This window comes from Dactylococcopsis salina PCC 8305 (assembly GCF_000317615.1).
Taxonomy (GTDB): Bacteria; Cyanobacteriota; Cyanobacteriia; order Cyanobacteriales; family Rubidibacteraceae; genus Halothece; species Halothece salina.
Genome location: NC_019780.1, coordinates 2,582,618 through 2,609,588 on the forward strand (window position 1 = coordinate 2,582,618; position 26,971 = coordinate 2,609,588).

Genomic DNA, 26,971 nt, shown 5'->3' on the forward strand with positions numbered 1-26,971 from the left:
ACATTTTTCAAGAAAAATAAGGAGTGGAAGTCATAGAGTTTAGGGAAAGTTTTTGGTTTAAAAGAATCGTCGTTACCTTTTGATAATCTTCTTCATTTTCCGCCAAAGATGCACTTAAATTCGCGCCATAAATCGGAGTTTTTTGGTTTTTCTGAAGAAGATTTAAAGCGTTCCCACCTCCATTTACAATATCCCTTAAAACTAAAGGGCTAAACATGGCGACTTCTGTTATTAGTGGTAACTCCATTGTATTATGGAGTAATGTTAAAAACTTCGGTCCGACTAATTGCGGCACCATTTGCTTCCCTTGAAACCTTTTAATAATGCGTTGACAAGCATGGATATAAAAATCGAGAAAGCTATTATCTCGACAAAAGACACAAATCGCATTATGGACTTTAGGATAAGCACGAAGTTGATTATTTTTGTCGTATTGAATCCACACTTCTAAACCAAACGCATATTCTTCTGTTACTTTAATTTCTAACTCATTAGGATTGAAAATTAACACATCCGCATCTAGCCAAATTGCTCGATCGTAGCCCTGATTTAAGAAATCTTTTGCTAATAAGAGTCTTCCTAAATCGGTTGCTACTACCTTCTGATGACGAGTTTTTTCCCAATACCAAGCAGGAACCCGATCGAATATTTCATCCCCAATTAAAGCATATTCCCATCCGTTTCGATCGCACCACTGACGAACACTATCTAAGCAGATTTGTAACCAATTGGGAATAAAATTCGGGGAAACACTTTGATAAACAATCGTTTTCATTTTCTACTTAATCCCCCAAACTTGGGGGTGAGGGGGCGCATATAATCCCCCAAACTTGGGGGTGAGGGGGCGCATATAATTCCCCCAAACTTGGGGGTGAGGGGGCGCATATAATCCCCCCAAACTTGGGGGTGAGGGGGCGCATATAATTCCCCCAAACTTGGGGGTTAGGGGGCAAAAAAACAATTCATACTATGTTGGGTTTCGTTATTCTCCACCCAACCTACACCGACTTAATTACTTAAACAGAAACTTTAGAAACTTAAACTTATCAGCATAAGGAGGATAACGCAAAGGAACATCTAACCAAAACTTGCGATTCGTGACACTTTTATAATGAGTAAAGGTATCAAAACTTGCTTTCCCATGATAAGCACCCATACCACTTTCTCCAACTCCACCAAACGGTAATTCGGTAGAAGCAATATGAACGATCGTATCATTGAGTGTCACCCCACCAGCAGAAGTTTCTTGAAGCACTTGTTTTTGTTTCGTTTTATTTTTAGAAAATAGATAAAGTGCCAAAGGTTTGGGACGAGAATTAATCTGATCGATCGCATCTTCTAAAGAATCATACTCTAAAATCGGTAAAATCGGACCAAAAATTTCTTCCTCCATGACAGGATCATCCCAATTTACCCCGTCTAATAAAGTCGGAGCAATGTAACGATTTTTTGCATCAGTTTCGCCTCCAACAATAATCTTTCCATTGTCTAAAAACTGAGAGAGACGATTAAAATGTTTTTCACTGACAATTCTCGCATAGTCAGAACTTTCCGCAGGATTTTCTCCATAAAACTCCCTTAAAACCGCTTTCATCGCCTCAATTAATTCCTCTTTAATCTGACGATGAACTAATAAATAATCGGGAGCAATACAAGTTTGTCCCGCATTAATAAACTTCCCCCAAATAATCCGTTTTGCACTGTGTTCGATATGAATATCAGGTTCAACAACACAAGGACTTTTTCCCCCTAATTCTAAAGTTACTGGTGTTAAATGTTCCGCCGCCGCTTTCATTACAATTCTTCCGACTGCGCTCCCCCCAGTGTAGAAAATATGATCGAACTTTTGTTTTAATAATTCTTGCGCGATCTCTTTATCTCCTTCGACAACTGTAATATAACTGGGTTCAAATGTATTCGCAATTAAATCAGCGAGAACCTTTGATGTGTTTGGCGTAATTTCTGACGGTTTAAGAAGCGCGCAATTTCCCGCCGCGATCGCGCCTAAAAGCGGAATAATAACTAATTGAAAGGGATAATTCCAAGGTCCAATAATTAACACTTGTCCCAACGGTTCGGGAACAATAAAAGACTTAGCTGGAAAAAAGTTAACGGGGGTTTTGACGGGTTGATTTTTTGTCCATTTGTCCAGATGTTTGAGAAAATAATTAATCTCTTCTCCCACATAAGCCACTTCCGTAACGATCGCTTCAAACTTAGGTTTTCCTAAATCTTTAAATAACGCTTCGGTAATTTGATCTTGATAATCAGTAACCGCCGTTTTTAGTTTCTCTAATTGTTCTTTCCGAAACTGAATGTCTTTCGTTTTACCAGTGGCAAAAAAATCTTTTTGTGCTTGTACAATTTCTGAGACTTGAGTCGTTACTAACATAATAATTGCTTCCTACGTTCTATTTTTTGATCAGGAGCAAATCTGGAAATAGATTACTATTGCTAAATGATAGCCCGATCGCCTACCATTATGACAAATCAAGTGAAACAAACGACAATGATTAATCTTCCTACCGTTTTCACGCCTTGGCTGATTGCAATCAGTATTAACACTATCTTGTTATTAATTGCAATTATTGCTCCCAAAAAATTATTAACACCAGCAGGATTAGCAAATGCGTGGTTATTAGGTGTTATTATTTGGGGGACATTATCTTGGCAAGGTTATGTTGTGGTGATGTTCTACTTTTTAGCAGGATCGGCGGTAACTCGTCTCGGTAGCGCCGAAAAAGAAGCCGCAGGAATAGCCGAAAAACGCTCTGGTGCGCGAGGTCCCGAAAATGTTTGGGGATCAGCTTTAGTCGCCACAATCTGCGCTTTGGGAGTAGTTCTCAACCAAACCGCTAATTTTAGCCTCATTCCCACTCCTGTTTTATTATTAGCTTATGTAGCAAGTTTTAGTACAAAATTGTCAGATACTACCGCCAGTGAAGTGGGAAAAGCCTATGGAAAACGCACCTTTTTAATTACTACTTTAAAACCCGTTTCTCCAGGTACAGAAGGAGCAGTAAGTTTAGAAGGAACATTAGCAGGAATGTTGGCTTCTGTGGTGATTGCGATGGTGGGTTGGGCTGTGGGATTAATTTCAGGTTTAGGAATCCTTTATTGTGTAATTGCCGCATTTTTTGCGACTAATTTAGAAAGTTTAATTGGCGCAACGTTACAAGAAAATTTTGACTTTCTGACGAATGAAGTAGTCAACATTATTAATACGTTTTTTGGGGCAGTCATTGCCGGTGCTATTTTTGTAATTCTTTCTTAACACTTTTTGAATTAACATCAAGTTCTTAATTTATGAAATTAATTAATAAAACTGACAAGGCTTTTTAATCGCGATCGAGAGCCATTTGTTATATTCCTTTTCCTTAATTTCATAAGCACCAAAACGAGCTAAATGTGGATTTTGCATTTGAGCATCAAATAATAAAAAACCTCGCTTTCGCAAATGTTCAACTAACTTCACCAAAGCCACCTTTGAACCTTCAGGAATCCGATAAAACATAGACTCGCCAATAAACGCTCCTCCCACCACAATTCCTAACACTCCTCCCGCTAACTCATCTCCTTGCCAAGTTTCAAAACTGTAAGCGAATCCCGCTTGATAAAGTTGCCAATAAACCGACTTTAAATCATCAGAAATCCAAGTGGTTTCTCGATCGGAACAACCTTCACAGACTGCCATAAAATCGCGATTAATGGCAACTTCAAACCAATTTTGATTCAACACCCGTCGTAGAGATTTCGGATAACGAAAACGATGATCTAAAGGAATAATCGCATGAGAACGACTCCCATACCAACTTAATCCTCCCCCTTCATCTGCCATCAAAAACAGCCCTTCTGCATAACCCGAAATAATATCTGAAACCTGAATTTCCATCACTCAATACCTTAGCAATTAGTATCCCTTATTCCCGATTCCCTGTTCCCTAAACCGATAATGAAAGTACCTCACCAGCTTAGGAAGTGCTATAGATCAATTTAGCAATTCCATAAAAATAGAGGATATCCGCCAAACTCGGACTAAATCAGCGTTATTTTCCCCCTAGGGGGGTTAGGGATTACGTTAACAGAAATTCTGACTTATCATCGTTGCCAGAAGGTAATTTTTTCTTAACAAGGACGAACACAAAATGGGATACGAACTACCAGCACTTCCTTACGATTACACAGCTTTAGAACCAGCAATTTCTAAATCAACCCTCGAATTTCATCACGACAAACATCATGCTGGCTATGTCAAAAAATTCAATGCTGCCGTAGAAGGAACAGAATTGGATAGTAAACCGATAGAAGACGTGATTAAAGCGGTTGCTGGAGATGACAGCAAAACAGCGATTTTCAACACAGGCGCTCAGGCTTGGAATCATACCTTTTACTGGAATTCGATGAAACCCAACGGCGGTGGAACACCCACAGGAGAGTTAGCACAGAAAATTGATGCTGATTTTGGCAGCTTTGAAAAGTTCAAAGAAGCGTTTAAAGCCGCAGGAACTGGTCAATTTGGTAGTGGCTGGGCATGGTTAGTCTTAGACAATGGAACGCTGAAAGTGACCAAAACTCTTAATGCTGATAATCCTCTCACTAAAGGACAAACCCCACTGCTAACAATGGATGTTTGGGAACACGCTTATTATTTAGATTATCAAAATCAGCGTGGCACTTATATCGATGCGTTTTTGGATCAGGTTGTAAACTGGGAATTTGCGGCGGAAAATTTCGCTAAGGCAAAGTAAAATTTCCCTAATACGATTTCTAAATCACCGTTGTAGAGACGTTACCTAAAATGTCTCTACCTTTCTAAACTTTGATTAAATCATCAAATATGACCATTATTCTCGATCCCAACTATCCGAAAAATATTCTTGCCTTTAGCTATCAAGGGTTTGATATTGAAATTTGCATCGACGAGGAAGAAGAGATGATTACTTATTCAGCGTGGGTTGGATATGATTACGGGTGGGCAATGGCAACTCCTGTAGCGAAAACGCGAGGTCAAGCGATACGTGAAGCGAAAGCATGGGTAAATCGGAAGTTAGCTTCTCATGGCTAAAAATGCCGATCGAGTAGCCAATGATACAAGTTAATAATAAAATCGTCAAAGCCTGCCAACGCTTAAATTTTGCTTGCTGTAAATCTAAACGAAACAAAGTCCCCGCTGCTAATAAAACCGTTACCCGTGCAAAAATCTCGATCCAAGTCAGAATAACAACAAGACCCAAAGATAGGACTAAAACTGTCAGAAAAGCACGTTTATCTGTCGTTAACCAACTGCCAAAAAAGATTTCGATGAGAGTAATGGGAGCGGTTAATCCCATGTCCATTAACAGCAGAAAACTCCCAGCGATAATCCAAACTCTAAACGCTTGAGTGGAAGTGGAAAGTATCCAGCCAAAAACCATACAAGCTAGAAGCAAAAGCAGAAAAGAAAGCCAAGGAAACTTACGCATAGATGGGATTAACAAAGGGCGAACACTGATTCGCCCTAACTGCTCACAGTTTAAGACATGGCTTGGATAATATAGTCAAAATAGGGGGAGGCTTCTGTTGCATCTTCAGCAGTCAGTAAACCTAAAGAAGCATCTTTAAGACAACGAATTGCGTCCGCCATACCAGGAACGGGAACATCTAGCGCATTGTACATTTCCCGTACTCCCACTAAACCGATGCTTTCAATGGGCTGTTTATCCCCAGCAATCACACCATAGGTGATTAAGCGCAAATACCAACCGTAATCCCGTAAACAAAGAGAACGTTCTCGCGAGCCAAAGGCATTCCCCCCAGGGGCGATATATTCGGGATGAAGTTTCCACAGTTGCTTACTTGCTTGGTCAACAATTTTGCTTTCGTTTTCTGCGAAAGTTTGGGCAATTCGCATCCGTTTCTCGCCAGTTTTCAGGAATTCTTCAATTCCTTTTAATTCCCCACTGGTGGGATAACGGAGTTCGTCGTCGGCTTTAAGAATAACTTGGCTAACTACACTCATGATTTTATGATCGTATTAAATAGGTTTAGTAAGTCTAGGATATCATTCCCAGAATCTAGAGTAACCGAAACCGTTACACTAAGAGAAGCTAAACGGATTCAAAAATAACTAATATTAAACTGATGCAATTTATTCGTGCTTATGTAATGCCTTTTCTCGTCATTCTCACTTTTACGATCGCTTTGTTGGCGGTGAGTGCGAGAATTTTTCTCCCTGATGATATGTTAGCACCAGCCCCCGGCGCCGAGTCGGTACAATCAGCAACGGAAAATTAGTGATCCGCTCTCTTGACATTTCCCTATCTCCGTGAGTTGATTTCATTCATAATGAAACGACCCTGCTTGGTGTCGGAGGTGGGGATGATGTTTAATTCAACCTAAAATCTACTTGCATACCATATTTTTCCAATTTTGCCCACTGGCTTTCCTTATGGTTGCTGTTCAATTATCTTTTCAATCCTAATGCTCGATCGAAGCCTGTCAATACGGGTAGGGGGGATATTAGAAACGAGTTTCCTTGCTTTCAGGGACGTTTTCTAAAATTGGCAATACTTCCCATTATATAGAAATACTCTATCAGAAAGCTCGATCGAGCGCAACCCCTGAAAAAAATATTTGTTATTCGTTATTTGTTATTTGTTCACTGGTCACTGATTACTGGTCACTGGGAGACGTTCCATGGAACGTCTCTACATTGGTCACTGATTACTGGTCACTGATTACTGGTCACTGGTCACTGGTTTGTTGAGTGGAGTTGACGAAACCTAACCCCAATAATGATTCTGCTTCTGCGAACCAAGTCAACGTCATTATATCCAGTTGATTACTAATTATTCCGATTCCCCAGAAGAAGTTTGTTTTTCTGTTTCGATCGAGCGATTCATTCCGTGAATCATTTTCAGTAATCCTCGGACTTTTGCGTTAGGGTTTCCCGTTAGAGAAACGGATAAATGATCTCGATCGAGAGGATTTGATCAAGCATTTCTCCCCAGTGAGTCAGTTGGAAATAAAAAGTATAAGGAATCTGTAAAAGCGCGATCGATCCAGAAAAGATCAAGAAAGGTAAATAGGGTTTCCTGTTGGGAAACTGAAACCTTTACCCAATGAGGCTTTAAGGCTCTTAACCCCTCAAAAAAGTGCAAGGGAGACAAGGGAGAAATGGGAGACAAGGGAGACAAGGGAGACAAGGGAGACAAGGGAGCGATTTTTCTTCCCCATCTTCCCCATCTTCCCCATCTTCCCCATCTTCCCCCATCTCCCCCATCTCCCCCATCTTCCCTCTTGCCTTACTACACCAACTAATTAACTTTTTCAGCAAACCCTAATTAGTTTAATGAATACTCAGCCCTCGTTTACACTCAATCAAAAAGCAAGCTAGAGTTTAACTGCATAACTTCCAAATTCTGTCAACCCCTCGTTACGAAAGTTATAATTCCTTAACTAAAATTGATGCTAACTGTTTCGGAAAAACTTGACAAGATTTAATCAGTAGCCACGACAGCATGAGGGTTTGAAGTGGCTAAATTTTGATCGAGACAGAACATCCCGTGGGATTATTGTTTTTATCAACATACCTGAAAAGACGTAATCTCGTCATCCGTACTCCCGAACCAAGTTCGGGAGCCTGCGGATGACCGTTGCTCAATATTTTCACTTCAAAATAATCGTAAAGAAATGTAAATAATGCCGTTTGATATAAAAAACTAATTCAATGTCTTTGCAAACATTAGTTTTACTAATAAAATTTGGCACAAGGAATGATAAATGTTGGGTTGCGTTGTCACTTCACCCAATCTACGACTACGACTACGACTGATGGATGTTGGGTTACGTTGTCACTTCACCCAACCTACGAGTGGGAGGGTTGTTTCTGACGTTGTTTAGGAACAATCGCACGGCGCGATCGATGCTGTGTTTGCGGTTGCGCCACAAATCCTGCCATACCACCGAGGCCTAAAATAAAAAGGCGTACCAAAAGCACTAAAACCAGCATGGATGATAATCATCGCAGCCTAAACCATAGGTTGTTATTGAGTGCGATGGTCAGACTGCCATTATTATAGTTCCTTCGTTCAAAGGGGTCGGAAAGAAACGATAACGTTCTCGCTTAAGTTACAATAACCTGTGAAAGAGTGGGACTCGGAGGATACCGAGAATTTATCGATCGAAAAAGGAGAATCAATCATTATGGCGGGTAGTGAGTTAAAAGCTGATCTTTGGGTTACAGAATACATTACCCCTTGGGACATTTATGTGCATGGGGTGACGGAAATCTTGGCACATCAAAAAACAGCATTTCAGGAGATGTATATTGTCCAATCTGGAGCTTACGGAAAGGGATTAGTTTTAGATGGGAAATGGCAATCTTCCACAGGGGATGAGTTTCTTTACCATGAGGCTTTAGTCCATCCAGGGATGATCGTTCATCCGCAGCCGAAAAAGGTTTTAGTGTTGGGAGGGGGTGAAGGCGCAACCATTCGGGAGGTATTGCGCTGGGAAACGGTGGAAAAAGTGAAAATGGTGGATATTGATGGGGAGGTAGTGGAAGCCTGTAAACAGCATTTACCAGAGATGCACCAAGGCGCATTCGATGATCCGCGAACGGAGTTGGTCATTGGGGATGCGTTAGCGGTGTTGGATCAGAGTGAGGAACAATGGGATGTGGTGATTAGTGATCTTTCTGATCCCATTGAGGAAGGCCCTTCGTTTAAGTTATTTACAAAAGAATTTTTTGAGAAGGTCGATCGCGTTTTAGCCCCTGATGGCAAGTTTATTTTACAAGCCGGACCGGTGGCTTCTCCTTATATTTCCACTCACGCCAAACTGTTTAATACTCTGAAAACGGTGTTTGAACAGAATGTTTCTTATACGACTTTTGTTCCCACTTACGGTGAACCGTGGAGTTTGATTTTATCTTCTCATACTGCTTTTAATACTCGTCCCGAACCTACAGCAATTGATCGAATCTTAACCGAAAAAACCACTGGAACGTTACAACTGATTGATGGGATAACCGTTTTGGGGTTATTCCAAACTCCTGCTTATATTCGTCGCGCGATCGATCAACATCAAGAAATTTTTACTCTCTCTGAACCCCCGAAGTTTTTCGGAAAGGGGGTTAGTCATCAATCAGTGACCAGTGATCAGTGACCAGTGACCAGTAATCAGTAATCAGTGACCAGTAATCAGTGACCAGTAATCAGTGACCAGTGATAAATAACGAATAACAAACAACAAATAACGATCCCTAAACTGTTTCAGGAGGCACTAATTATTGGAAAATGATTTTTTCTAGTTCAATGAGCGATCGATCGATGTCATCATTAACAATTGCATAATCAAATTCCTCGGCGGCTGCGATTTCTGTTTTTGCCTCTGCTAATCGCTGCTCGATCGCTTTCGGATCATCTTTCCCCCGTTTTTCCAACCGTTGTTCTAACACGGGAAGAGAAGGAGGTAAAATAAAAATTCGAGTCGCTTCGGGGAAACTTTCCTGAACTTTTCTTGCTCCCACCACTTCAATTTCTAAAATTACTTTTTTCCCTGCTTGTAGTTGCTCTTCTACTGCTTTTTTCGGTGTGCCATAATAATTCCCTGTATATTTAGCCCATTCTAAAAATTCCCCGTTTTCAATCATTGTTTCAAACTCTTCAGAAGATAAAAAATAGTAGTCTTTTCCCTCTACTTCTCCCTCACGAGGAGCGCGAGTGGTTGCGGAAGTTGATACACTCAATTCAGGATGATGAGCGAGGAGTAATTTCACTAATGTTCCTTTTCCTACACCACTGGGTCCGGTAATAACAATCAATTCACCGTTTGCCATGAGTTCTTCCCATTAATTACTAGCTGCTTGGTTATCTTTGCTCAAAACAAAGCGATGTGCAACTGTTTCTGGTTGAATCGCTGACAGAATCACATGGCTAGAATCGGTAATAATTACGGCCCTGGTTCGCCTGCCATAAGTGGCATCCACTAACTGACCTCTATCGCGTGCGTCGGTGACAATGCGCTTAATGGGCGCTGATTCTGGACTCACGATCGCCACCACCCGATTCGCACAAACTATGTTCCCAAATCCGATATTAATTAGCTGCATTTTCATACACTTAACAGCATTTCCTCATTAACTATGGGTAGCCCTTTTGTCTCTATGTTATCCACAAAAAAAACTCTCTACCATTAAAAAAGATACATATCTTTGATTTGGTTTGATTTTGTCGGAAAATGCTTTATGAATAAGGTCTCTCTTGTCCGTTTCTTACTTCCTCTTGGCTTTCAATTGGCGCTGATTTGTGCTATTCCAGCGCCAGCCATCTATACGCAAATAACGGGAACAAAGGCGATTCTGCAAACGATTTCTGTTGATCCTTATGGTTTCCTACGCGGCTATTCTCAAACTTTACGGTATGATATTTCTCGCTTGGATACTGTGGAAAGTCTCTCTGGCTGGGAAACTGTGGTGCGTCAAACGGGAACAGGTCAGTTTCCTCCCAATGGCATTACTTTATATGTGATTCTACAAGCACCAAATCTCGATCGCCCTGTTTCTCCCCCTCGTCCTTGGCAACCGATCGCGGTTCGTCACCAACCACCTGTCAATCTGGGTCAGAATCAAGTTGCTATCAAAGGTGAGTTAAATAATTCCTCGGTAACTTATGGTTTGGAGCGGTATTATTTCCCTGAATCACAACGACAAAAAATGAATCAAGCGATTAGTAATTTACAACAAAACAACACTCAAGAACGTTCTTTTGTGGTAGAAATAAAGGTAGATGAAAAGGGAAATGCTGTTCCGATTAGTCTTTGGTTGGGAGATAAAAATTACCGCTTTTAATTCGCTATGCACAGCTTCTTAATTCTGTCAATCCCTCGCAACAAAAGTTTTAACTCTGCAACAAAAATCCATGGCAGTTGTCTGCTAAAAACTTGACAAGATTTGCTTCTCCTCAACGATGGCATGGGAGTTTTACCCACCAATTTTGATAAAAGACAAAAACTCCCTCTGGATTATGGTTTCGAGTATCATACCTGAAAGGGCGCATTCTCGTCAATATTTTTCTTCGGTGCGCGATCGTTTATTTTTGTTAAGGGGACGGTTTGATTGAAAGAACTAATTTAATATAACTATTCAAATTAGCTTTTCTTATCTGTGCTTGACCTAGATTAGATATAGAGTTACGATAAAGTGTTATCCAAAGGCTGGAGGAGCAAAAACTCTAAAAGCACTCAATTGTAGTTCTGTCAATCCCTCGCAACAAAAGTTTTAACTCTGCAACAAAAATCCATGGCAGTTGTCCGCTAAAAACTTGACAAGATTTGCTTCTCCTCAACGATGGCATGGGAGTTTTACCCACCAATTTTGATAAAAGACAAAAACTCCCTCTGGATTATGGTTTCGAGTATCATACCTGAAACGGCGCATTCTCGTCAATATTTTTCTTCGGTGCGCGATCGTTTATTTTTGTTAAGGGGACGGTTTGATTGAAAGAACTAATTAAGTATAACTATTCAAATTAGCTTTTCTTATCTGTGCTTGATCTATGTTTTGGTTACTGGTAAAAGATGACTGTTGGGTTTCGCTTGGCTTCACCCAACCTACGTTTTCTTCACCCAACCTACGTTTTCTGTTAGGTTTCGCTTGGCTTCACTAGAGCCTACGTTTGGACTGTTGGGAGATCGTAGCGAGAATGAAAATCGACTTGGACTTGGTGAGTGAGACGACGGGAGACTTGACGAACAATTTGGGCGAGAACGCGATCGCCCGTTTTCTGTATGACTTTCTTGGGGAAACGATGGATAAATGGAGGGAAATAAACGGTAACACCTAAATCCAGAGTCCATTCCACTTGAGTCTGAGAAGAGTTGGAGAGAGTGTCTTCTACCAGTTGTAATGCGGCTTGATAGTTGACTTCATAAAATTCTGCGTCGGGGTTTTCGATCGCAACGGTTTCCATGGAATAGATACCGTCGGTTTCGGGAAGTAATTCCACTCCTAATTTTGGTTCTAATTCAAAGCCTAATGCCCCAAAACGACCGATCGTAAGAGCATAGCTATTTTCGCCAATAGGTTGAGCTTTCATTGGTTTAGCACAACGGACAAACCACCCTTGATGAGCGTTGAGATATTCTTTCACGGTTTCCGCATCACTGGAGAGGGTCATTGTTCCTTCAAACTGATTATAGAAAGAGAACGGCTTTCGTTGTTGAGTTTCGGGTTGTTTGGGTTGGGTTGATTGAGACTCCATCACACAATTAATTGAGGGTTTTCAAAGATTGATTTTGTCGAAGCAATTTTTGGGGAAACTCAGGGATTGTTCCCCAGTGGAGATGCAAGTAAGACGCATACACTGATCCTAGCTTCCATCCTTCTTGATACTGGTTTTGGTAGAGATCAGACAGTTGATAAAGGGGAGAGGGAGAAGAATCTTCACATTGAGAACGATGAAACTCATGTCCCCAGATGATTGTCTCTGTTGAGAGAAGCGGGTGATTGCCAGTGGGAGTGCCTTGACGATAACCTAATGTTAATCGTTTCTTCATTCGGGTTTCGGTGGGAAGAATGCCTAACATTTCCCAACGGTCTTCCTTGAAGTCGGTGATGCTTTGGGAAAGATACATTAATCCGCCACATTCGGCGTAGGTAGTCCGTCCCTGTTTGATCGCGCTTTGTATTTGTTTAAGGATGGGGAGATTTTGAGACAATTCTGGAGCGAACATTTCTGGGAAGCCACCAGCAAAATAGAGGAGATCAAGTTCTGGCGGAAGCTGAGTATCATGGAGAGGACTCCAGAAGACTAATTTTGCGCCAAGATGTTCGAGGAGATCGAGATTATCTTGATAGTAGAAGTTAAACGCGCGATCGAACGCGACTCCAATTGTTACTGGAAGTTGAGGACGGATATTGTCCCAAAGGGGAGGAACAGATGTTTGGGGAGCGTTGAGGAGAGGAAGAAGGAGTGAGAGGTTAAAACTCTCCTGTGCCATTTTTGTCAGCCGTTGTTGGATGCGAGAAAAGTCTTCAATTTCATTGGTGGGAATTAAACCTAAATGTCGATCGCGCAAGGCGATGTCTTCTTGACGAGAAAAAACTCCTAAAATCGGTAGCTGTAGCGAATCTAAAGCGGTTTTTAACAGGGTCAAATGTCGCTCACTTCCCACACGGTTTAAAATCACTCCTGCTAATTTAACTTGGGGATGAAAATTTGCGTATCCCTGAGCGATCGCCGCCACTGATCCAGATAAGCGAGAACAATCAATCACCAACGCCACTGGAACTTGTAATAAACTAGCAAGATGAGCCGTAGAAGCATAATCATGGCGTTGTCCGAGAGATACCCCATCAAATAGCCCCATCACGCCTTCTATCACCGCATAATCGACTCCTTGACTATGATGGAGAAAGGACTGTTTCACATACTCTGGACTGGTTAAAATCGGATCGAGATTGCGACAGGGACGACCGGTTACTTGCGTATGAAACATGGGGTCAATATAATCGGGTCCCACTTTATAGGATTGTACCGTTTCCTGTTGATGAGCTAAAAGGGAAAGCAGAGCGAGGGTGATGGTAGTTTTTCCAACACCACTGCGTTCACCCGCAATAATTAACGCCATAATTGATCTCAGTCTGATGATTGTTCTTAGGATAGCAAACTGATTTAGTGCCTCCTAAAAAAGTCCATTGGTTGGTTTAGTAAGGCAAGAGGCAAAAGGCAAGAGGCAAAAGGCAAGAGGCAAAAGGCAAGAGGCAAAAGGCAAGAGGCTTGCATGCAAGGTGCGTGACGATTGAACAATCAATGAACTTGCATTTTTACTCAGATCTTAATCGCCTCAAATCCTTATTTGGTAAAATTTTCAGTTTCCCAACAGCTCATTAATATCAGTGATCGCATCAGAGTTTTCTCTAGCGCGATCGATGCGTTCACCTTGATTTTTTTACCAAAATTCATACATTTAATTTTCGTTGCAGCAACTGGACAACTGTGATAGCTTAAAAAGTATGTATGATGAAGACGACCTCACCCTACTCGAAACAGACACTGACTTCTTAGAAGAAGACCCTTTGGATCAGATGGAGGCGGTAGAAGAAGAAGCTCCTCCCCCCCTCGATCCAGAGGAAATGTTGCCGTTGTTAGAAGCCAGTGACGCACCGCAACGGATGTTAGCGGCGCGGGCTTTTTGCGAATTGCAGGACGATCGCGCTGTCCCTGCTTTGATCAATCTTTTAAGTGATGTCTGTCCGTTGGTGCGAGTTAGTGCCGCTTATGCGTTAGGACGCAACCCGAACCCCGATGCCGTTGAACCGTTACTCAACCAGTTAGCCACAGATTGGAATGGTTATGTAAGAAAAGGACTGGTTTGGGCTTTAGGAAACTCGCGCGATCGACGCTCAATTCCCCCACTGTTGCACGCTTTAGCCACAGACATCTCGGCGGTGCGTCTTTGGGCGGCAAGTGCCTTAACTCATGTGGGAAGATTAAATTACGAAGATATTATTCCCGCGATTCCCCCGATTATAGAAGGTTTAAGGAAAGATAGTGTGGCGGCGGTGCGTAGTAATTGCGCTTGGACATTAGGACAATTATGCGCGGAACTCCCCTCAAATGTTGTGTACGCCACCGCAGTGGATGCTTTAATTGAAACCTATGTTGAAGATGAAGATTTTGGGGTGAAAGAAGACGCAAAAGCGTCTTTATTAAAACTCGGTGATCCGCGCGGACTGCAAATGATTGAGGAATTGGAAGAAGAAGGAATCATTTAGGGTTTGCTGAAAAAGTTCATGTTTTCGGTGTAGTAAGGCAAGAGGCAAGTTGCCTTAGGCAAGAGGCAAAAGGCAAGAGGCAAAAGGCAAGAGGCAAAAGGCAAGAGGCAAAAGGCAAGAGGCAAAAGGCAAGAGGCAAGATTTCAAGGTTTTGATGCAGGGTGCGTGACTATTGAGCGTTCAATTTCCTTGTTTTTCCAAAGGTGGAGAACTCACATTATTTTTCTTGCAATTTTGACGGGGGTTGACTCGGTTCAAAGAGGTAGGTGGTATGATTCCCATCAGGATATAAAAACGTACAAACCACTGATAATTCGGGATTATACTTAATAATCATGTCTTGTATGCCAGACTCCTTCCAATCACTCAGTCATCGTCTTTACAAGATTAATTCACTTTTGGCGCTTCTGTGTTGCGGCTGGTTGGTAATAGAGAAAATTGTGACGAGAAAACCTCAATACTTAAATTGCTATCCGATCGATCTTGGGATAATTGTCGTTCCACTTTTCCCAAATATAAAGGCTTAGAAACCCCTTCTTCGGGATGAATGACCGTTCGCGCTCGAATGGTCATTTGATTATCAGTTCCCCCTAAACGTCCGTAGGAATAGAGATCAGCACTGGCTTTTCTTAAACTTGCTTCTACTTCTGACTCGGTTACGGTTTGCGGTAACTTAATCACCACCTGTGAGCCGCCATTGTCGTACACCACAGAAAAGGGAGCCGCCCCAGGGACATCAGTATAACTAAATAGTCCTAAAGATAGACCAAACAAGCCAATGGTGAGAACGCCCATAAAGCCTGTAATTCCCACTAAGCGAAAACGAAATCCCCAATTAAAGATAAAGGCGATGAGGGTAAAAAGAAAAACAGCACCAGTCAGAATCGCTGACCATTTAATGTAAATTGTAAATTCGGGATTCATTATTATTATTATTGGTTTATTATTGATCGGTTTGTTTCTATTATCTACGAGAAGAGCTTGGAAACTCAACCACATTCCCTTCATGGTTTTCTCTGGCGACTCTCACCAGTAAACCTGCTAAAAACAAACTGGCTAAGACAGAGTTTCCGCCATAACTAAACAAGGGAAACGGTAAACCAGTGGTGGGAAGAGAACCAGTGGCAACACCGATGTTGATTAAAGATTGTCCCACCAGAAAAATCACTGCTCCCACCGCAATGAGACGATGGACAGCGTTTAGAGCTTGACTAGCGATGATTAAAGCAACAGTAGTAAAACTCATAATTAGTGACAATAGCACCACACAACCCACAAAACCAAATTCTTCTGCATAGACGGCAAAAATAAAGTCAGTGTATTGAATGGGTAAATAAAAGAGTTTCTGCTGAGATAATCCTAAACCCGTTCCCGATATACCACCAGAACCAATTGCCATCAAACTTTGCGTTAACTGATAACCATCTCCTTGTGCTTCCGCCCAAGGATCAAGAAATGAAATCACCCGTTGTCGTTGATAGTCTTGAAAGGTGATGCTGAGTGCTGCTAACCCGACACCACTAGCGGCGACCATAATTAAATATCGCCAACGGATTACTCCCGCTAGAGCGATTAACCACAAACTCATCCCACATAAAGCGGTATTACTGAGATCAGGTTGAATTAAAATCCCTCCCAATACCATGGCAAAAATAGTGAGCCAAAACACACGACCAAAGGGTTTGAGACGATACCAATTCCCAAAAACGATCGCGCTTTGTAGGACTAAAAAGGGTTTAATCAATTCTGAAGGTTGTAGGAGTAATGGACCCACCGCCAGCCAGCGTTTTGCGCCATTAACTGTCACACCAGCAAACTTAGTGGTAATCACCAACACCAATAAGAGGATCAGAGCAAAGGGAGCAATTTTCAACCAACGAGTCAGAGAGATACGAGTGACCAGATTAAACAAAAGCAGTCCCACATAAGCCCAAATCACCTGTCGTTTCACGTAATATAATCCATCACCAAACTCATCATTGGCAATGGCATAAGAAGCGGAAAACAACACCACTAAACCAATGAGAAGCCAAACGAACGTCAACCAGCGCAAGAGACGGGCTGACGTTGCCCAACTTTCGATTTCGGGAGGGAAAAAAGGGATCAGATACTTAAACACCATGAGATCAGAGATCATAACCGACGGCTACGAGGCGGACTCATTGTAGCAAATTCGGTGTTCCGTTAAGGAATCAAGGGGTAAAAATAAATTTTTCTAAAGCTGCGACAACACCATCAGCTTCAACATTGGGCGCTACCCAGTTGGCTTCGGTTTGGACTTCTAGGGGTGCGTCTCCCATTGCGATTCCGATGCCAGCATACTGCAACATTTCTAGGTCATTAAAATTATCCCCGATCGCGATCGTGTTGTCTGCTTGGAGATGTAACACTTTTTCAATGAGATAACGCACTGCTTTTCCCTTACTCGCCCCAGGATGACAGGCTTCAAAAAAATAAGGATTGGACTGAGTTAAATATAAATCATCTTTGGAATAGCGTTGTTTAAGAGTCGAAAGTAGATTCTTGGTTATTGCTGGGTTGCTACTCATGGCGAGAACTTTGGTCGGTGCTTCGGTTAAAAGTTGACGGAGATCACCCACCGCGTTGGCTTCGATGCGACTACGCTCAATGTAAAGACGGGTTTCCTCATTGATTTCTCGCACATAAAGTTGATCATTGAGATAAAAATGAACATCCAAAGATGCTCTTCGTTGCGGTTGTTCGCAGTAGTCTAGTAATTCGGCTGCGAGAGGAATCGGTACAGGTAAATGCCAGAGTTTTTCGTTGGTTTGCGGGTTTTGCATCCAAGCGCCGTTGTAGCAAATAATCGGCAAATCAGCACTGATCGCCTCAGCAAAGTATAACGCAGAACGATACATTCGTCCCGTTGCGATCGCCACTTGAATCCCTTTTGCTTTTACTGCTTTTAGAGCCTCAACAACGGTAGGATTCACTTCATTGGATGCTCCTGAGATTGTACCATCAATATCTAGCACTACGACACGGATTTCAGGGGGAATGGGAAAGGTGAGGGAATCAGGATTAATAACAGACTCAGTCATAAGAAGATAAGAGTTTGACTGCGTTGAGGAACGAAACTATGTTACCTTAAAAAAAGATTAAGCAATATAAACAACTGTTTTCAAGAACAGAAGAATTACCCATGGTCGGATTCATTAAAAATATCTTTGGCTCAAAAAACGATAACAACGGCGAACGACAGCCACGTCAAAAACAACAAGCCTTTTATCTTGATCCTGATGAGGCAAAAACTTATGGCGATATTGATTATATGCGCCAACCTACGAAAACTAGAAAGAGCTTTCCTAAAACTGTAGATAATCCTGAAGGTGGCGAACTCATTGAGGAAGTTTCTGCTTTAGAGAAAAAGTCTCTCTCTAAAAAACAATCTAATCAAAAAAGTAATCAGTCTTCCTCAACCTCGGTTACACCATCAGAATCGACTCAGGAAGGAAAAATTTATTCTGCAAAAGATGATCCAGAAATCCAAAAGCGTCGTCAGTCTGATTCCAGTATGGATATGTTTAGAAATATGGCGAAAGACATCAAGAAATAATCTGTTTTTGGGTTAAAAACTCACTTAATAAAGCAGTAGCGGTTAGAGGGGAATAATTCTAGATTAACTAGATTAAGTTGATGGTTTTATGCTTCTCTAACTTTTTTATAGAATTAAAATTATCATCAGTTATCTCCTACAAAATAATGATCTTAAATCAAGAAACTCAAGCAACTCAAGTCTATACTTGGAATAATTTTCAAGGCACTTATGAAGTGATAGAGTCAACGGAAACGGGAGAAAAAGCATCGATCGCGCTGTTATTAATTCATCCCATTGGTGTTGGATTATCTCGTCAATTTTGGCAAAGATTTTGTCAGCAATGGCAAGGAAAAAGTCAATTAGAAACCATTTATAATCCTGATTTAATTGGCTGTGGAGAAAGTGCTTTACCACGAGTGGCTTATACACCAGAAGATTTTGCCGCCCCCTTAAAAAAACTCATTGAAGAAGTAATAAAAAAGCCTGTGGTTGTTATTTCTCAAGGTGCTTCCTTCCCGATCGCGCTAGAATTGTTAGCAATGAAACCCTCTCCCGAAATTGCAGGTTTAATTTTAGCCGGTCCCCCTGCTTGGTCAATTATTACTCAAGAAAAAACCGAAAGAGAACAACGTTTATTATGGAACTTATTTAACTCTCCTCTGGGGGGATTATTTTATCGGTATGCGCGTCGTCGTAACTTTTTACAGTCTTTTTCTGTGCGTCAGTTGTTTGAAAAAACCGAGGATGTAGATCAAGAATGGTTGGATATGTTAAAAACTGGGTCAGAAGATTTAAACACCCGTCATGCTGTGTTTTCCTTTCTAGCAGGATTTTGGCGGAAAAACTATGAAGGCGCGATCGCTTCGATCACTCAACCCACCCTCGTTTTAATGGGAGAAACCGCCTCCAGCATCAGCCGCGATAGTGACACTGAATCCGCACAAGAACGCATCGACAGCTATTGTAACGTTCTCCCCAACGGACAAGGAAAAATCCTCCCAGGACGCAACGTTCTCCCCTACGAATCAACAACCGCATTCACCACCGCTTGCGAAGAGTTTATTCAACAAATTAAGTCGGTTGGGTAGAGAGAAACAAAACTTCCAAACTTAAATCATGTCCTCCCTAATCCTTTCCCGTCAGCTTCAACAAACCCTAAAACAACTCAAACAGCAACTTCAAAACACTTATCAAGACCAACTTGTTAATCTAATTTTATTCGGATCACAAGCGCGAGGAGATGCCGAACCTGACTCTGATGTGGATATTTTAGTCATTCTGGCTAAAGATGTGAATCCCGTCGCCGAAATTAAACACAATAACCCCTTAATTTCTGGGCTTTCCCTAGAAACTGATCAACTGATCAACTGTATTTACCTCTCAGAAAAAGACTGGCATCATCTAAAAACCCCTTTGCTCCAAAACATCCGTAAAGAAGGAATTTTCGTTTGATATCAGGTTCGCTCAATCAATTATAAAAAGTAGGTTGGGTAGAGACGTTCCATGGAACGTCTCTACGCGAAACCCAACACCAATTATAAGCAATTACCCGAACCCAATATGACTCCTGAACAAGACCAACTGTTCCAAAAAGCGCAACAAAGCCTTAATGCTGCCAAATATCTCCATTCCCCTTGAATTTCATCGCCAGCTAAAAGAAGCTCAAGACTTACGAAACTTGGGAGACTATGGTGAAGTTGAGCTAATTTCTCAACAAGAAGCAGAACTGCAAATTCAACGAGCAGAAGCCTTTGTCGTATTTTACGCATCGAATGCAGATGTCATTTAATATTTTGCTTCTCGTTCCAAGCGTTCAATTTCTCTTTGCCATCGTCTTAAAACTTCTTTCCGTTTCGATTGTTTATCAGCATCAGGTTCACGAAGTCCCTTCTGAGGATCATAAGGATCACGATAGGGTTGATTTGGATTATGTTTATTTCTACGTTTAAAGTAAGTTGTTCCAGGGTTAGGGACAATTCTTCGTTCTCGCAACCATCTCTCACAATAAATTTGCCACAGATATTTATGATCATGAACCTTTCCCCCCAAAGCCCGTAAACGCTTCACCGATAACTGAGAAGACTCAAACAATTCTTGTTCAATATTCGGATATTGAAAACGGTTAAAAATGCGAGTCTCGCTTCCACTTCCTCGGAAAAACTCCACAACAAAACAATCTCCAAAATCAAAAATACAAATTTCTGTTTCTTCACTGCCATCATCTTGAAGAATATCAATATTTTGGACGAATTGGTTACCTACAACATTAACGGAAGACTGAGGAAGTAAAACACGAATGCGCTTAAACTGATTAGAATATTGTTCCCAAAAATACTTTCTGCTGATCAGTTGATTCTTTTCAGGGTGTTCTTCTTCATCCTTATCTGGAAGCTGAGAAGCGACTAAATCAACTAACCTTTGAAAATCTCGATAATTAGCAGAACCAAACCATTGTCTTAACGCACTTTTTCCTTCACTAGATAACCGATTCCACTTAGAAGCAGTAGTTCTTGAGCCATAATTATTCTGTAACCATGTGACTAAGTTAGTAAACTGTCCGCCAATCTCAGCACTAACATTTTTTAGTAATGTTTCCACCGCACTAATTTCCTGTTCAACGGTCATATCTTCCAAACATTGAACTAACCAGGCAGCGTGGTTTTGTTGAAGTTTTGACTGAGAAAAAGCCGTCACCACATACTCTAAAACATCATTAATGATGCTTAAATTACTAGGCAATTGAGCCGTAATAAATAAATTTTTCGGTGTTAATTCTTCAGCGAGAGACAGCTGTGCTAAAGGTAAAAGTGGATCACGTTTTCTGAATTGAAGTAAAACGCTAACGGTTAGATCATCATCCCCAACCACATCAGATAAAGTCGAAAACGTTTCGACAAAAGAGGGCGCTAAAACCTTTTTATTTCCATCATAATAATAAGCCAATCGGGAACATAAACGTTGCTTTAGCATATCGTTCCCAATTGCATTTTCCCAAACTAATCGAGAAGTAGCCAATCGCTGTTCTGATGAATGTTCACGATCCCATTCTTGTTTTGCATAAATACAGTAAATCCACTCTAAAAAAGTAATATGATCTATATTTCCATCCTCTAAATCCATCAGAATTTTATCTAGAGAACGCGGAGTATAATTCTTATATTGAGCCACTTCTGGTGGTAAATCTGGGGGATAATATTCATTATTATTTTCTAGATTATACGCTAATCTTTGGAGTGCTGTGGGTTTTAATTGTAACGGTTCAATAGAAACAATGGACTTAAAATTTTTCATGTTTATTCTTCCTTGAATTTGGGTGGTGAACATTTAATTATCAGAAACTGTAGGTTGGGTTGAGGGAACAATCAGTCATTTAGATGCTTAACAGCTTAAGGTGGGCAATGCCCACCCTACTTACACTGATTTAATTCCCCCCTTTCAAAGGGGGGGGTTAGGGGGGATAAACCCCGTTTAATTATAAAAAATATAATTAACGTTGGTTATCAATAGACTCTTTAACCTTTTCTCCTTCTTGGTTAACAAAATCGCTAAAATCAGGGCGACGTAATTGGAAACGAAAAGTTACTTTTCGATCTTTAGCATTATCTAGGCTTTGATTAGCATCAATTTCCCCTCGTCCACTAATTAAAATTTTCTCTTCAAAACGTTCTTCATTGGAAAAGTTCAATTGCTCAGAAAAGATATAATTAGTAACCGATAAAGCCCGTTCTAAACTTAAAGCGCGATTCACTTCATCTGAACCTTGAGAACTGGTGTGTCCTTCAATTACTACCCTTGCAATTTCCTTGTCAAATTGTTCATCAGAAAAAATAACATCGCTATAAATCGGAATAAATTTGTTAAGAAATGCTTTTCCTTCAGGCTTCAGTTCAGACTCTCCTTCTGCAAACAATATTTTGTCATCTAGACTTACATCTCCTGTTTCTGGATCAACTTCTACTGCATCACCACCAACGCCTTCTTCAATTGCAGTTTGAACGACTAAGGGAAGGTTTTTTAGTGCTTCCTCATACTTTCTTAACTCTTCTATTTTTTTCTGTAGCTGAATTTGAGTGGCGATAAATAGTAAAGCAAAAAATAACAGCAATCCTGACATTAAATCGCTAATTGATAGCCAAACGCCAGATTCTTGATCTTGTTCGTCTTCTAAGTCTAGTTCGGAATTGGAATTAAGTTTGTCTAAATTTAGCATTGTTTTCTCCTTTTACATCTGTTTAATTTTTTGAAGAGGTGGGCAGTGCCCACCCTACAAGGGCTTTTGAATAGGTGGGCAGTGCCCACCCTACAAGGACTGTTTTAACGATTACTGTTAGAATTATTTAAATCCTCGGCTGTTGCCACTAAATAGTTAGCAACACTCATTAATCCTTGAGAAGTTTGATTGAGTTGGTTACACACTTCTGCTGCTGCTTGTTCTGATTCTTGTCGCCCTTGTTGATAGGTTTCGTTGGCTTGTTCAAAGTATTGGGTTAGATTTTCATTCCAAGTTTCTAAGCCTTGATTGAAGTTATAAATCAGGTTTTGATAAGCCTGATTGATTTGTTTTGATTCATTTCCTAATGTTCGTGCTATTTCTTGAATTTGGGCTAAACGTTCGGCAGAAGTTAAACCCGTTGTATTGGCTAAGTCGCTAACAGCTTTTGTTGTTGTTTGAATTGTGTTCATGCTTTCAATGACTTGTTCGGTCATGTTTTTAGCATCTTCTTGGAAGACTCGTTGTAATTCTTTGACCACTTCTTCTAAGCCTTCTCGTTGTTTTCCTAATGTTTCTTCGAGGAGGTTATTTTGTTGTTCAAAAAACTGATTGAGTGATTCTTGATAGTTGAGACGGAAGTTTTCTAATTCTTGCTGTGCGGTTTGGCGCGTATTTTGCAACATGGAATCAATATTGGTGAGTGTTCCGTTGAGGTTATCGCTGGCGTTACCCATCATGTCAGAGGCTGCGGTGCGTTGGGCTTCCATTCCTGCTAATTGTTCTCTGAGTTCTTTAACTGCATGAGAAGCCTCTCTTGTCATTTCTGCACTTTCATCGAGGCGGGTGACGACTGGTTCGATGACTTCGTTTTTGAGTTCTCCAATGAGGGTTTTTAGAAGTTCTTGGCGTTGGTTTTCAATGGTTTGGCGTTGCGGGTTTAGATCATTTTGAATCTCTCCAAAAATGGGTTTTAAGGCTGTTGCGACTTCCTCTCCGATATTTTTGGCGTTGAGTGTGGCTAACCCTTCCATTTTTTCGACAACATTCCCTAATTGATTAATCAGGGCTTGAGTGGTGTTTTGATCACTATTTTGACGAATTTTTGGAATTAAATTATTACGGCGAATTCGCTTTAAAGTTTCACTGATAGCAAGAATAAAAATAAATAAACTTGCGCCACCTAACCCCCAGAGGGAGGTTTGGAAGGCGGTTTTCATTCCTGCTAAAAGTTCGGTGCTGTTGTTAAGAAGTGCATCGGTATCATTGATGTTTTCTAAAGCAATTCCTTTTAACCCCTGAGAAATGCCCCAAAATGTTCCTAAAATTCCAATTGCGGTCAATAATGTCGGAATAAAGTGTAATGGACTACGAATGTTTCCTTTGCTGAAAATAGAAAGATCACGATTTTCGTTTTTTTGTTTTGCCTTTTTTCCTGTTTCTCTATAATAGTTTACGATCAGTACGATTTCGATCGATAATCCCAAAATAAAGATGATCCTTACAATGTTGATGAAAAACCAGTTATTGATTTCAATAGCGTTAAGCATGATGATTTGGACTCCTTAGTTTTAAGTGTTATGGTGTTGGGTTGGGTTTTTCTTGTTAGTGAGGGTGTTGGGTTGGGTTTTTCTTGTTAGTGAGGGTGTTGGGTTGGGTTTTTCTTGTTAGTGAGGGTGTTGGGTTGGGTTTTTCTTGTTAGTGAGGGTGTTGGGTTTCCCTTCGCTCCACCCAACCTACGTTTTTTGAGTTAATGGTGTTGATTTCTATTACTAGCGTTTCGAGACTGGGGTTAAGTTCCATAATTCGGCGATACACAACCAATCTTTATCTATTTTTTAGAGAAAACTCATGGATTTACCGTTATCCTGAAAACAAACAAATGTTGGACGATCGCGGATTACAAATTATGACACAACCGAGCTTTGGTGTAATTGGTTTAGCAGTAATGGGAGAAAACTTGGCTCTAAATGTGGAAAGTCGAGGTTTTCCAGTGGCTGTTTATAACCGCACGGCGGAGAAAACTAAAACTTTTATGGCGGAACGAGCGCAAGGCAAAAATGTCACTGATACTTACACAGTAGAAGAGTTTGTCAAGGCGTTGGCACCTCCTCGTAAAATTTTGGTGATGGTAAAAGCGGGAAAACCAGTGGATGCTGTGATTAGCCAACTGAAACCCCTCCTCCAAGAAGGAGACATGATTATTGATGGCGGAAACTCTCTCTATGAAGACACTCAACGACGCACAGAAGAGTTAGAAGCGGTGGGTTTAGGTTTTATGGGAATGGGTGTCAGTGGCGGTGAAGAAGGAGCGCTTCTCGGACCGAGTTTGATGCCAGGTGGGACTCCTGAAGCCTACGACAAGGTAGAATCGATCGTCACGAAAATTGCGGCGCAAGTGGATGATGGCCCCTGTGTGACTTATATTGGACCGGGTGGCGCGGGTCATTATGTGAAAATGGTTCACAATGGCATTGAATACGGCGATATGCAGTTAATTGCAGAGGCTTATGATTTATTGAAAAATGCTCTCGGTTTGAACCATGAACAGTTAAGTGAGGTGTTCGCGCAATGGAATCAAACAGAGGAGTTAAACTCGTTTTTAATTGAAATTAGCGCGGAAATTTTCAAGAAAATTGACCCAGAAACCGATCGCCCGCTAGTAGATGTTATTCTTGATTCTGCGGGGCAAAAGGGAACTGGACGTTGGACGGTTGTCAGTTCTTTAGAGTTAGGGATTCCCATTCCGACGATTTACGCGGCGGTGAATGCGCGAGTGATTTCTTCGTTTAAGGAAGAGCGAGTGGCGGCGAAAGAACAACTCGCCGGTCCGAGTGGGAAATATGAGGGAGATGTACAATCATTTATTGATAAGGTTCGAGATGCCCTCTACTGCTCGAAAATGTGTTCCTATGCTCAAGGAATGGCGTTGATGGGGAAAGCCTCGGAAGAGTTTGGGTTTAATCTCAATTTGAGCGAAATTGCTCGTATCTGGAAGGGAGGTTGCATTATTCGCGCTGGTTTCTTGGATAAAATTAAAGCGGCTTTTAAGGAGAATCCGAAACTCCCTAATCTTTTACTTGCTCCTGAGTTTAAACAGACGATTCTCGATCGACAAGAGGCGTGGCGAGAAGTTTTAGCTGTGTCTAATCAGTTAGGGATTCCTGTTCCCGCGTTTAGTGCTTCTTTAGATTATTTTGACAGCTATCGGCGCGATCGACTGCCTCAAAATCTTACTCAAGCTCAACGGGATTTCTTTGGCGCTCACACCTACGAGCGAGTCGATAAACCTCGCGGTGAGTTCTTCCATACGGAATGGATGGAAAATAGTTAATTATTTTTTATCCCCCCTAACCCCCCTTTGAAAGGGGGGAACATAGATAATAAGTAGGTTGGGTGGAGTTTACGAAACCCAACACCAATTAGTCATTAGTCATTAGTCATTAGTCATTAGTCATTAGTCATTGGGAAAACTGATCTCTTACTAATACCTTAGTTCACCATATTGAGCTTTCCCTAGCACTTATTCCCTTTCTGGCGAGTCATACTTAGGATATAGTTACACTTAACTCCCTGCTTTCCACCCCACCGTTACCAGCGACGCAGTTGGGAGCGGGAATACCCATGCACACTTGGGCAGAGTCTTTCTGAGGGACTCACTCTCTAAATGCAACATCGTGTCGCACTTCCAAAATGGTATAATAACGAAGGACAAATAACGAAGGACAAAGGACAATCATGTAGGTTGGGTGGAGTTTACGAAACCCAACACCAATTAGTCATTGGTCACTGGTTAATGGAAAACTGGCAGAAAAAATCTGTTTTCAAATCGCTCATTGTGATTAGCCTACTATACTTTCTTTTAGTGGCGGTTCGTCTCATTAGTAGCGGTTTTCAAATTACTTTTGGATCAGAAGCCAAAGATTTATTTAACTTTGCAACCAATCCTTTTTTAGGTTTAATTATTGGCATTTTCGCCACTGCTTTAATTCAATCTTCCAGCACCGTTATCTCGATTTTAGTTGGTTTAGTTGCTGGTGGTTTGCCGCTTTCTATCGCGATCGGGATCGTGATGGGAGCAAATGTTGGCACAACGATCACCAATACAATTGTTAGTTTAGGTCATCTCAAAGCATCGGAAGAATTTAAACGAGCGTTTGCGGCTGCTACTGTCCATGATTGCTTTAATTTTTGTTGTTTAATCCTATTTTTTCCGTTAGAAATTACATTTCATGGTTTAGAGAAAGCGTCGCAGTTTATCAGCAATTTTTTAGTTAGTTTTGAGCAAAATTGGCATCTAATATCAGGTTCGGGTAATTGTTTATAATTGGTGTTGGGTTTCGCTTCGCTACACCCAACCTACTTTTTATCATTGATTGAGCGAACCTGATATAATTTGATCATCTATAGCCATTCTAATTCTTATGTTAAAAGTTGATCAACC

General features: G+C 41.1%; 32 protein-coding genes. 14 read left to right on the plus strand and 18 right to left on the minus strand.

Features of this window, described 5'->3' with window-relative positions; all coding sequences use genetic code 11:
• Window positions 1–7 precede the first annotated feature (7 nt).
• Together DACSA_RS12665 and DACSA_RS12670 are read right to left on the minus strand one after the other, a co-directional pair.
• Complete coding sequence (locus DACSA_RS12665; RefSeq protein WP_015230130.1) at window positions 8–775, minus strand: hypothetical protein; 768 nt, start codon at window positions 773–775, stop codon at window positions 8–10.
• 237 nt (window positions 776–1,012) lie between these two features.
• A complete protein-coding gene (locus DACSA_RS12670; RefSeq protein ID WP_015230131.1) occupies window positions 1,013–2,392 on the minus strand; it encodes an aldehyde dehydrogenase in 1,380 nt (459 codons plus the stop codon).
• A gap of 117 nt (window positions 2,393–2,509) precedes the next feature.
• Here DACSA_RS12670 and DACSA_RS12675 point away from each other — a divergent pair, with 117 nt between their 5' ends.
• Entirely contained in the window at window positions 2,510–3,274 is a 765-nt protein-coding gene (locus tag DACSA_RS12675) for a TIGR00297 family protein (protein ID WP_041235867.1), read from the plus strand.
• 42 nt (window positions 3,275–3,316) lie between these two features.
• Here DACSA_RS12675 and aat read toward each other — a convergent pair whose 3' ends face one another.
• On the minus strand, window positions 3,317–3,892 hold the full coding sequence (aat, locus tag DACSA_RS12680; protein ID WP_015230133.1) for a leucyl/phenylalanyl-tRNA--protein transferase: 576 nt from the start codon (window positions 3,890–3,892) through the stop codon (window positions 3,317–3,319).
• 253 nt (window positions 3,893–4,145) lie between these two features.
• On the opposite strand from aat, the gene DACSA_RS12685 reads away from it, so the two are divergent.
• On the plus strand, window positions 4,146–4,748 hold the full coding sequence (locus tag DACSA_RS12685; RefSeq protein ID WP_015230134.1) for a superoxide dismutase: 603 nt from the start codon (window positions 4,146–4,148) through the stop codon (window positions 4,746–4,748).
• A 189-nt stretch (window positions 4,749–4,937) separates the two neighbouring features.
• Here DACSA_RS12685 and DACSA_RS19220 read toward each other — a convergent pair whose 3' ends face one another.
• Complete coding sequence (locus tag DACSA_RS19220) at window positions 4,938–5,462, minus strand: hypothetical protein (RefSeq protein ID WP_198007565.1); 525 nt, start codon at window positions 5,460–5,462, stop codon at window positions 4,938–4,940.
• Window positions 5,463–5,512: 50 nt separating this feature from the next.
• A complete protein-coding gene (locus tag DACSA_RS12700; protein ID WP_015230136.1) occupies window positions 5,513–5,998 on the minus strand; it encodes an allophycocyanin subunit alpha-B in 486 nt (161 codons plus the stop codon).
• A 122-nt stretch (window positions 5,999–6,120) separates the two neighbouring features.
• On the opposite strand from DACSA_RS12700, the gene DACSA_RS21655 reads away from it, so the two are divergent.
• Window positions 6,121–6,273: a hypothetical protein gene (locus tag DACSA_RS21655; protein ID WP_015230137.1), complete on the plus strand. Its 153-nt coding sequence runs from the start codon at window positions 6,121–6,123 to the stop codon at window positions 6,271–6,273.
• Window positions 6,274–6,514: 241 nt separating this feature from the next.
• Entirely contained in the window at window positions 6,515–6,745 is a 231-nt protein-coding gene (locus DACSA_RS20750) for a hypothetical protein (protein WP_156800785.1), read from the plus strand.
• A gap of 226 nt (window positions 6,746–6,971) precedes the next feature.
• On the opposite strand, the gene DACSA_RS20755 is transcribed toward DACSA_RS20750, so the two are convergent.
• From DACSA_RS20755 to DACSA_RS20760, 3 genes are all read right to left on the minus strand, one after another.
• Window positions 6,972–7,193 (minus strand): hypothetical protein, encoded by a 222-nt coding sequence (locus tag DACSA_RS20755; RefSeq protein WP_156800786.1) that lies wholly within the window; start codon window positions 7,191–7,193, stop codon window positions 6,972–6,974.
• Window positions 7,118–7,315, minus strand: coding sequence for a hypothetical protein (locus DACSA_RS22220; protein WP_232225086.1), 198 nt, complete (start codon window positions 7,313–7,315; stop codon window positions 7,118–7,120). Before DACSA_RS22220 ends, DACSA_RS20755 begins: the two co-directional genes overlap by 76 nt.
• 531 nt (window positions 7,316–7,846) lie before the next feature.
• Window positions 7,847–7,990 carry a hypothetical protein gene (locus DACSA_RS20760; protein ID WP_015230139.1) on the minus strand — a complete coding sequence of 48 codons (144 nt, stop codon included), beginning with the start codon at window positions 7,988–7,990 and terminating at the stop codon, window positions 7,847–7,849.
• A gap of 194 nt (window positions 7,991–8,184) precedes the next feature.
• On the opposite strand from DACSA_RS20760, the gene DACSA_RS12705 reads away from it, so the two are divergent.
• Complete coding sequence (locus DACSA_RS12705; RefSeq protein WP_015230140.1) at window positions 8,185–9,147, plus strand: spermine/spermidine synthase domain-containing protein; 963 nt, start codon at window positions 8,185–8,187, stop codon at window positions 9,145–9,147.
• A 121-nt stretch (window positions 9,148–9,268) separates the two neighbouring features.
• Here the strand turns inward: DACSA_RS12705 and gmk are convergent, their stop codons facing one another.
• Window positions 9,269–9,820, minus strand: coding sequence for a guanylate kinase (gene gmk, locus DACSA_RS12710; protein ID WP_015230141.1), 552 nt, complete (start codon window positions 9,818–9,820; stop codon window positions 9,269–9,271).
• Between the two features lie 12 nt (window positions 9,821–9,832).
• Entirely contained in the window at window positions 9,833–10,099 is a 267-nt protein-coding gene (gene remA / locus DACSA_RS12715) for an extracellular matrix/biofilm regulator RemA (RefSeq protein WP_015230142.1), read from the minus strand.
• 129 nt (window positions 10,100–10,228) lie between these two features.
• Here remA and DACSA_RS12720 point away from each other — a divergent pair, with 129 nt between their 5' ends.
• Window positions 10,229–10,831 (plus strand): GDYXXLXY domain-containing protein, encoded by a 603-nt coding sequence (locus DACSA_RS12720; protein WP_015230143.1) that lies wholly within the window; start codon window positions 10,229–10,231, stop codon window positions 10,829–10,831.
• An 820-nt stretch (window positions 10,832–11,651) separates the two neighbouring features.
• On the opposite strand, the gene DACSA_RS12725 is transcribed toward DACSA_RS12720, so the two are convergent.
• Together DACSA_RS12725 and DACSA_RS12730 are read right to left on the minus strand one after the other, a co-directional pair.
• A complete protein-coding gene (locus DACSA_RS12725; RefSeq protein WP_015230144.1) occupies window positions 11,652–12,242 on the minus strand; it encodes a DUF1997 domain-containing protein in 591 nt (196 codons plus the stop codon).
• A 7-nt stretch (window positions 12,243–12,249) separates the two neighbouring features.
• Window positions 12,250–13,611, minus strand: a complete 1,362-nt coding sequence (locus tag DACSA_RS12730) for a cobyrinate a,c-diamide synthase (RefSeq protein WP_015230145.1) — start codon at window positions 13,609–13,611, stop codon at window positions 12,250–12,252.
• A gap of 385 nt (window positions 13,612–13,996) precedes the next feature.
• On the opposite strand from DACSA_RS12730, the gene DACSA_RS12735 reads away from it, so the two are divergent.
• The gene (locus tag DACSA_RS12735) at window positions 13,997–14,758 is read left to right on the plus strand and encodes a HEAT repeat domain-containing protein (RefSeq protein WP_015230146.1); all 762 of its coding nucleotides are present in this window, start codon (window positions 13,997–13,999) and stop codon (window positions 14,756–14,758) included.
• Window positions 14,759–15,145: 387 nt separating this feature from the next.
• Here DACSA_RS12735 and DACSA_RS12740 read toward each other — a convergent pair whose 3' ends face one another.
• The 3 genes from DACSA_RS12740 to DACSA_RS12750 are packed head-to-tail and all read right to left on the minus strand — an operon-like array spanning window position 15,146 to window position 17,820.
• Entirely contained in the window at window positions 15,146–15,682 is a 537-nt protein-coding gene (locus DACSA_RS12740; RefSeq protein WP_015230147.1) for a Ycf51 family protein, read from the minus strand.
• A 40-nt stretch (window positions 15,683–15,722) separates the two neighbouring features.
• A complete protein-coding gene (locus DACSA_RS12745; RefSeq protein ID WP_015230148.1) occupies window positions 15,723–16,895 on the minus strand; it encodes an FtsW/RodA/SpoVE family cell cycle protein in 1,173 nt (390 codons plus the stop codon).
• A 55-nt stretch (window positions 16,896–16,950) separates the two neighbouring features.
• Window positions 16,951–17,820: a Cof-type HAD-IIB family hydrolase gene (locus DACSA_RS12750; RefSeq protein ID WP_015230149.1), complete on the minus strand. Its 870-nt coding sequence runs from the start codon at window positions 17,818–17,820 to the stop codon at window positions 16,951–16,953.
• Between the two features lie 101 nt (window positions 17,821–17,921).
• On the opposite strand from DACSA_RS12750, the gene DACSA_RS12755 reads away from it, so the two are divergent.
• The 5 genes from DACSA_RS12755 (at window position 17,922) to DACSA_RS12770 (ending at window position 20,106) form a co-directional block, all read left to right on the plus strand.
• On the plus strand, window positions 17,922–18,335 hold the full coding sequence (locus DACSA_RS12755; protein WP_015230150.1) for a hypothetical protein: 414 nt from the start codon (window positions 17,922–17,924) through the stop codon (window positions 18,333–18,335).
• Between the two features lie 146 nt (window positions 18,336–18,481).
• On the plus strand, window positions 18,482–19,405 hold the full coding sequence (locus tag DACSA_RS12760) for an alpha/beta fold hydrolase (RefSeq protein ID WP_015230151.1): 924 nt from the start codon (window positions 18,482–18,484) through the stop codon (window positions 19,403–19,405).
• A 28-nt stretch (window positions 19,406–19,433) separates the two neighbouring features.
• Window positions 19,434–19,769 (plus strand): nucleotidyltransferase domain-containing protein, encoded by a 336-nt coding sequence (locus tag DACSA_RS12765; protein ID WP_015230152.1) that lies wholly within the window; start codon window positions 19,434–19,436, stop codon window positions 19,767–19,769.
• A gap of 51 nt (window positions 19,770–19,820) precedes the next feature.
• Window positions 19,821–19,955, plus strand: a complete 135-nt coding sequence (locus DACSA_RS22585; protein WP_015230153.1) for a hypothetical protein — start codon at window positions 19,821–19,823, stop codon at window positions 19,953–19,955.
• Complete coding sequence (locus DACSA_RS12770; RefSeq protein WP_051017315.1) at window positions 19,927–20,106, plus strand: hypothetical protein; 180 nt, start codon at window positions 19,927–19,929, stop codon at window positions 20,104–20,106. Before DACSA_RS22585 ends, DACSA_RS12770 begins: the two co-directional genes overlap by 29 nt.
• Here the strand turns inward: DACSA_RS12770 and DACSA_RS12775 are convergent.
• The 3 genes from DACSA_RS12775 to DACSA_RS12785 form a co-directional block, all read right to left on the minus strand.
• Window positions 20,103–21,608 carry an EH signature domain-containing protein gene (locus tag DACSA_RS12775; RefSeq protein WP_015230154.1) on the minus strand — a complete coding sequence of 502 codons (1,506 nt, stop codon included), beginning with the start codon at window positions 21,606–21,608 and terminating at the stop codon, window positions 20,103–20,105. The two genes, DACSA_RS12770 and DACSA_RS12775, sit on opposite strands and share 4 nt — an antisense overlap.
• A 196-nt stretch (window positions 21,609–21,804) precedes the next feature.
• Window positions 21,805–22,527: an OmpA family protein gene (locus DACSA_RS12780; protein ID WP_015230155.1), complete on the minus strand. Its 723-nt coding sequence runs from the start codon at window positions 22,525–22,527 to the stop codon at window positions 21,805–21,807.
• A 104-nt stretch (window positions 22,528–22,631) separates the two neighbouring features.
• Complete coding sequence (locus DACSA_RS12785) at window positions 22,632–24,077, minus strand: hypothetical protein (RefSeq protein WP_015230156.1); 1,446 nt, start codon at window positions 24,075–24,077, stop codon at window positions 22,632–22,634.
• A gap of 359 nt (window positions 24,078–24,436) precedes the next feature.
• On the opposite strand from DACSA_RS12785, the gene gnd reads away from it, so the two are divergent.
• Window positions 24,437–25,861 (plus strand): decarboxylating NADP(+)-dependent phosphogluconate dehydrogenase, encoded by a 1,425-nt coding sequence (gnd, locus tag DACSA_RS12790; RefSeq protein WP_041235872.1) that lies wholly within the window; start codon window positions 24,437–24,439, stop codon window positions 25,859–25,861.
• Window positions 25,862–26,194: 333 nt separating this feature from the next.
• Entirely contained in the window at window positions 26,195–26,854 is a 660-nt protein-coding gene (locus DACSA_RS12795) for a Na/Pi symporter (RefSeq protein WP_015230158.1), read from the plus strand.
• Window positions 26,855–26,971 lie beyond the last annotated feature (117 nt).